Annotated in this window: 1 protein-coding gene; it reads left to right on the top strand. The window is 67.5% G+C overall.

What is annotated here, in order from left to right; genetic code table 11:
- Window positions 1-3,906: RHS repeat-associated core domain-containing protein (locus tag NH448_RS23225; RefSeq protein WP_253029567.1), on the top strand; the 3,906-nt coding region annotated here is incomplete at both ends.

Here is a 3,906-nt window from a genome sequence, read left to right as displayed (position 1 = left end):
GTCGATGCCGCCACACAGCTCAAACTGATCGACGAGAACCCCGAGTGGTGGAACCTTCTCGAGAAAGGCAAGCGTGTCGTATTCATTGCCTTTGACCGCCTGCTCGAGGCCTTTGGTGACGACCGTCAGCGCCTCATCGCCTTCCTCGGCCAGCTCGGCGGGATGGCCAGGTCCATGGTCAACGCCGGGTTCGAGCGCCTGTTGCCGATGATACGCGACCTGGCCCAGGCGACTCGCCGCAGGTCGTCGCAACGTAGGGGCGTCAATCACCAGGGCACCGCCGTCACCGGGCAACGTACGGTCCACTACCTGTCGGCGGAAAACCGCCAGACCACCCGCCACGAAGCCGAGCCAAGCGCCACTCCGGCCGGCTGCGTGTGCTCGCTGCATCGCCCCACCCCCACCAGTCCCAACCCTGTGGACTATGTGATGGGTGACGAGAACCTGTGGCACACCGACTTCAGCGTACCGGGGCTGATCGACGTCGAATGGACCCGCTACTACCGCTCCAGCATCGACGAACTCGATGACAGCGAGCTGGGCGCCCGCTGGAGCAGCCCGTTCCATACCCGCTTCGAGGCCCTGGGCGAGCAGTTGACCTTTATCGACAGCCTGAACCGCGCCCTGCCCATCGACCCCCTCGAGGTCGGCGGCAGCCGCTTCCTCCCGCGTGAAAGCGTGACCCTGGAACACCCCGACAGCGAGCACTACCGGCTTCACTACCTCGACGGCAGTCAGGAGCTCTACCGCCGCATCGGCAAGTCCGGGCCGGGCGAGCGCGTCCATTTCCGCCTGGTCGAGCAGCGCGAGCGCGACGGCCGCGCCCTGCACCTGAGCTATCGCCAGGGCCGACTGGACCGGCTGACCGACGGCGCCGCCCTGCTGCTGCGCTTTCACTACAGCAGCGCGGGGCTGCTGGCCAAGGTGGTGCGCCACTATCCCGGGGCGGACGTCACCAAACACAATGACGAAGCCGCCGAGGCGCACGAGCCCGAGGTGCTGGTCCGCTACCAGCACAGCGCCGACGGTGATCTGATCGAAAGTCGTGATATGCGCGGCTACACCCGCGAGTACCGCTACCAGCACCATCTGGTCACCCGCTACACCCACCGCAGTGGCCTGGCGGTGGAGCTCGAGTGGGACTGGCCGGGCAAGGCCGAGGGCGCCCTGCCCGCCGCTCACGATGCGCGCTGCGTACGCAACCGCCTGGAAGACGGCAGCGAAGACACCCGCTTCGAGTACCATCGCGGCCTGTGGTACACCCGCGTCACCGACGCCGACGGCGTGGTGACCTTCTACCGCTACAACTATCACAACCAGATCGAGTCGATCACTCACCCCTTCCACCCGGCGCTGGGCAGCGAGCACTGGCGCTGGGACGAGCACGGCCGGCTGATCCGCCATATCGACGGCGAAGGACGCACCACCCACTATCGCTATGACGACCAGGGTCGGCTGATCGAGACGGTCGACCCCCAGGGCCTGAGCACCCGCATCGACTACGACGACAAGGGCCTGCCGGTGCGCGTCACCGAGCCTGACGGGCGCGAACGCTCGCTGCGCTTCGATGAACGCGGCCTGCCGCTGCAAGAGATCGCCCCGAGCGGGCGCGTCACCACCTTCAGCCACAACGCGCGCGGCCTGCCCACGGCGATGACCGACGCCGCCGGCAACACCTACCAGTACCGCTGGAACGATCAGGGCCGGCTGATCAGTGCCAGCGACTGTTCACGCAAGACCACCCAGTTTCACTACGACCACCGCGGCTGGCTGATCGAGCGCCGTGACGCCGCCGGGCATCGCACCCATTACACCCGTGACGCCACCGGCCTGCTGTTGAGCGTCGAGCATCCCGACGGCGCCATCGAGCACTTCTCCCACGACGGCGAAGGCCGGCTGACCCAGTATCTCGATCCCACCGGGCAGCGCACCCGCTATCGCTACAATGGCAAGGGCCAGCCGATCGAGCGCCGCGATCCCATGGGGCAGCGTTTCGCCTACCACTACGACCGCCTGCTACGGCTCTCGGCGCTGACCAACCAGAACGGCGACCGCTGGCAGTTCCGCTATGACGGCGGTGGACGACTGATCGAGGACACCGGCTTCGACGGGCGCACCCGCCACTACCGCTACGACGATGGCGGCGCCCTGATCGAGCGTCGCGAAGGCGAGTTGGTCACCACCTTCACCCGCGACGCCATGGGCCGGGTGGTGGAGCGCGAGAGCCAGCGACCGGGCCAGCCCGCGCTGACTACCCGCTACGGCTACGACCCGCTGGGACGCCTGACCCGCGCGGCCAGCCGCCACAGCGAGACGCGCTTTCACTTCGACACCGCCGATAACCTGATCGCCGAGGTGCAGCGTCATCAGCTGCCCAACGGCGGTGACTACTCCAGCGTCACCCGCCACACCCACGACGCCCTGGGTAACCGCGAGACCACCACCCTACCCGACGGTCAGACCCTGGCCTGGCTGCGCTATGGCTCCGGCCATGTCCACGCCATGACCCTGGACCAGCGCGAGCTGATGGCCTTCGAGCGCGACGACCTGCATCGCGAGGTGCGCCGTCACCAGGGCAGCCGCGAGGTCGAATCACGCTTCGACCCGCTGGGACGCCTGATAGAGCAGCACATCCGCACCCTCGAAGCATCCGTCGAGGACCGCCCCCGACACCCCACCGTCAGACGCCAGTGGCACTACAGTGCCAACGGCCTGCTCAGCCAGGTGGACGACAACCTGCGTGGCACCACCCGCTACGGCTACGACCCACTGGGCCGGCTGCGCCAGGCAAGCGCCCCAGGGCTTGAGGAAGTGTTCGCCTTCGACCCGGCCGGCAATCTGGTCGATCCCGTGCCGCCAGAACGAACCAGCGAAAACGGCAGCAACACCCTGCCCTCCGACGCCACCCGCTGGCGACGCGAGCGCCCCCGTGATCACCTCGACCACGGATCCGAGGAGCGCATTCGCCTCGACTACCCAGGCGCACCGGCCAGCCTGTCGCCGGCCATGGGCAACTTGCTCAAGCGCTACGCCGGCACCCACTACCACTACGACGCCAGCGGCAACCTGACCCGACGCATCGCCCCCAGCGGCGAGACCTGGCACTACCAGTACGACCCCGAACACCGGCTGATCGAGGCCTGCCACTACCCCCATGCCCCCGCCGCAGGCGATGACATTGTGCCGCGCATGCGTGCCCGCTACGCCTACGACGGCCTCGGCCGACGGGTGTGGAAAGAGGTGAACCGACTAGGCCAGCCCAGTGAGCTGACGGTGTTCAACTGGGACGGTGACCTGCTGCAAAGCGAAGAGCGTTTTGTCGGAGGCCTGCCGCCGCTGTTTCGCCCCGAACGCCTGGAACTGGCCCGCGAGAACCCCGAACGGCCTCACTCGCTACCGATCGCCCAGCGCTGCCATCGGCTCGAGTACCCCGGCCTCACCCCCGAACGGCGGGTGGTCTACCTGTTCGAACCCGACAGCTTCGTGCCTGCCGCCAAGCTCGAAAACCGCTTCGAGGCCGTCCACACTCGCAGCGGCACCGGGGCGGTGCTCTACACCGAACACCAGCCAACCGAGCCGACGCTCTACAGCATCCACACCGACCACCTCGGCACCCCGATGGAGCTGGCAGAATGCGACGGCAAGCTCGCCTGGGTCGGCCACTACCGCGCCTGGGGCGAGCTCACCAAGGCCAGTGACGGCCACGGCAACCCCAGCACCACCGACAATCCGCTGCGCTTCCAGGGTCAGTACCTGGATGAAGAAACCGGGCTGCACTACAACCGCCATCGGTACTATGATCCAGAGACGGGACGCTTCACCACCCAGGACCCGATAGGACTGGCCGGCGGCGAAAACCTGTACATGTACGCCCCCAATCCGACAGGATGGGTGGATCCGCTGGGG

The sequence above is a fragment of the Halomonas sp. OfavH-34-E genome (assembly GCF_024124525.1).
GTDB classification, from domain to species: domain Bacteria; phylum Pseudomonadota; class Gammaproteobacteria; order Pseudomonadales; family Halomonadaceae; genus Halomonas; species Halomonas litopenaei.
Note: the sequence above shows the minus strand (reverse complement) of the source record. Positions and strands in the feature narration are given on the sequence as shown.